Origin of the sequence: Peribacillus sp. NPDC058002, assembly GCF_042886655.1 — a bacterium.
GTDB classification, from domain to species: Bacteria; Bacillota; Bacilli; order Bacillales; family DSM-1321; genus Peribacillus; species Peribacillus aracenensis.
In genome coordinates this window covers 1-2,522 of sequence record NZ_JBHVQU010000385.1, presented here as the reverse complement: position 1 = coordinate 2,522, position 2,522 = coordinate 1, and the positions used below count along the sequence as shown (strand labels likewise).

The window sequence follows — 2,522 nt, the reverse complement described above, 5'->3', positions numbered from 1 at the left end:
TAAAGTATTCTCACCTTGTTACGCTTTAGAAAAGGAATATCTAAAAGGCAGCATATTTGCTGCCTTTAATTCAGGGTAGGTGAACTGTTTTAATATGATGAAGATTTAAATATACAAGTTCCTCTCTTGCCGTAATAAGTTCAACAAAATTATCTTCAAACTTATTAATTTGTCCAATTAAATTGGAGTTTTCTCCTATATTAAAAATAATTAAGCTACCGATCAGTTTTTCCACTTGTACGTCAAAGGTTCTTGCCAATGAAATGTTTGAAGGATGTACAGGAAGATCCTTGTTACTTAAACCATAAGGAGTTTGATTGTCTGTGTATGGGATAATCCACTTTAAATGAAATAAAGGTATATACATAGTCTTATAAACTGGTGAATAGAATTCAAAGTAATTATTCATCACCCTTGTTATATAACCGTGTAAAGGCTGGTTACCAGTTACGTATATTTCCGTGAACATCCCTTTCGCGGATAAAAGAATTTTTCGCAGTGATAATTCTTCCTCAGCTTCAATTCCAGGTGAGTCTACAGGAAGGGAAATCTCCTCGTTTTCCGTAGTATTTACTTTGCAATTTTGAATATGAATTATTGGAAGATACACAAAATCCTGCCCATTAAAGATAACCACTACATCAATACCAGTATCAACCAGTGTACCGAAAAAGAATTTTCTTCCTGAAATTTCTATTTTAATTGTTTCTCCTCTGATCTTTTGTAAGATTTTATTCATAATAACCTCTCCTTCCTACTTTAATAACCAAGTGGTCCAAAAATACAGTGAGAGTAAACTTACAATTAACCCTATAGGAATTATCAAAAAGGTAACTCTAAGATACTTTCCCCATGAGATATTGATGGAGTGTTTCTTCAATATATATATCCAAATTAATGTAGCCAGCGTACCAACAGGCGTCAACAAAGCACCTATATCGCTTCCGATCACGTTAGCAAGATAAGCAATTTGCACAAGGTGAGGATCCAATCCCATCTCTGTTATCGACAAAGTCCCTATCATAACTGCAGGAAGATTATTAAAAAAATTGGATAGGATAGTTAATAATATGCCCATGATCATGGTTGCGTGGAATGGGCTGTCCATAATTAAGGGTTTTAAATTGCTGACTATATAATCGTTCAAGCCAACATTCTTCAAACCATATACCAGCACGTACATATTGAAAGCAAATAAAAGAACATGCCAGGGTGTTTTCTTTACAATATCGCTAAGACCAGTTTTGGTTTTATACCATCTCAGTAATATCAAAAGGGACGCTCCAACCAAACCGATCAATTCCAAGGGAACCCCAAATGGTGTAAGTGCGAAGAAGCTCGCCCGAGTTAAAATGACGATTGCAAAACTCATTTTAAACAACTTCCAATCATTATCTTCGGATTGTTGTTTAACATCGAGTGGATGAGTTTGCACATAGCGTGAAAAGGTTTTATCCCATTTTACTGGTACACTGGGGATTTTCCCTGGAAGGTCCTTCTTAAAGTATAGATATAGTAATAACCCGATTGTTAAAATCCCTATCATTGAAGGAACAAACATCATTTTGATATAACTATTAAGGCTCAATCCTACAATCTTTAGTGCAATCAAATTGGAAATATTGCTTACTGCTATTGGGGCACTCGCTGCCGTTGCAATTAAAGCTCCTGATATTAGAAAGGGGGTTTTTTGGTGAGGTTTAATCTTTAGTAACGTTACAATGTGAATAATAATAGGAGTTGTGATAAGGATACTTCCATCGTTATTGAAAAACATTGTCATGAAAAAGCATAGGAGATTAGTATAGGCGAATAATCTAACCCCTGAACCCTTAGACCGGATGATGATATTTAAAGCAACCCACCTAAAAAAACCAATGCTCTCAAGTACAATAGACATCATTATGGTGGATAATATGGTTAACGAAGCGCCCCTGATAATATCAAATATATTTAAAACATCCATCCAAGGAACAATGCCTGCAACTAATACAGTCAAGGCACCTATTGTAGTAGGTATCGTTTCATTAATCCCAAATGGTCTCCATAACATGAGAATAATTGTTAAAGTAAAAATTATTGACATCAAGACAATTTGTGAACTAAGCATTTACCTCCGCCGCCTTGCTTTTGGATGGTGTAATATTTACGGTATCAGGAGTGGTTTGATTTTGAGGTTTTACAAAAAAAGAATAGAAGACTCCCCCAATTACAGAAAAAAACAAAATCATCATTCCATGTCCTCCTTTCAATTAGCCTTGGATTGTATCTAAGGCTTTAACCGTTTTGCCTTCAATTTTCCATGCACTTTTTCAGCAAATTTCATCAATGAACAATAATCGTTTTTTTCATTTCCGCTTTCTGTATACATTTTTTCAGTGGATTTTATTAACTCGTAACATTTCTTATCTATCAGTTTCCTTTTTTCTTTTAAATTATTTTTCTTTGAGGATTGTTCGTTCATTTCTTGAGGGCCTGAGTTCCTAAATTCTTCAGTCAAGTTATCTTGGGTTGCCCCTTGT

General features: G+C 34.8%; 4 protein-coding genes. All 4 read right to left on the bottom strand.

The genetic code is table 11. From position 1 onward, the window contains the following. Positions 1-70: 70 nt before the first annotated feature. Entirely contained in the window at positions 71-739 is a 669-nt protein-coding gene (locus ACFVSH_RS25370; protein WP_387594734.1) for a DUF2642 domain-containing protein, read from the bottom strand. A gap of 15 nt (positions 740-754) precedes the next feature. After that, the gene (locus ACFVSH_RS25365) at positions 755-2,110 is read right to left on the bottom strand and encodes an arsenic transporter (protein ID WP_387594731.1); all 1,356 of its coding nucleotides are present in this window, start codon (positions 2,108-2,110) and stop codon (positions 755-757) included. Then, positions 2,103-2,234 carry a hypothetical protein gene (locus ACFVSH_RS25360; protein WP_387594728.1) on the bottom strand — a complete coding sequence of 44 codons (132 nt, stop codon included), beginning with the start codon at positions 2,232-2,234 and terminating at the stop codon, positions 2,103-2,105. The genes ACFVSH_RS25365 and ACFVSH_RS25360 overlap by 8 nt, the downstream gene beginning before the upstream one ends. A 35-nt stretch (positions 2,235-2,269) precedes the next feature. Beyond that, positions 2,270-2,522: hypothetical protein (locus ACFVSH_RS25355; protein ID WP_387708516.1), on the bottom strand; the 253-nt coding region annotated here is incomplete at its 5' end.

Excerpts from the sequence above, each read along its gene's own strand:
- ACFVSH_RS25360 (WP_387594728.1), bottom strand. The coding sequence starts at position 2,234 with ATGATGATTTTGTTTTTTTCTGTAATTGGGGGAGTCTTCTATTCTTTT.
- ACFVSH_RS25370 (WP_387594734.1), bottom strand. The coding sequence starts at position 739 with ATGAATAAAATCTTACAAAAGATCAGAGGAGAAACAATTAAAATAGAA.
- ACFVSH_RS25365 (WP_387594731.1), bottom strand. The coding sequence starts at position 2,110 with ATGCTTAGTTCACAAATTGTCTTGATGTCAATAATTTTTACTTTAACA.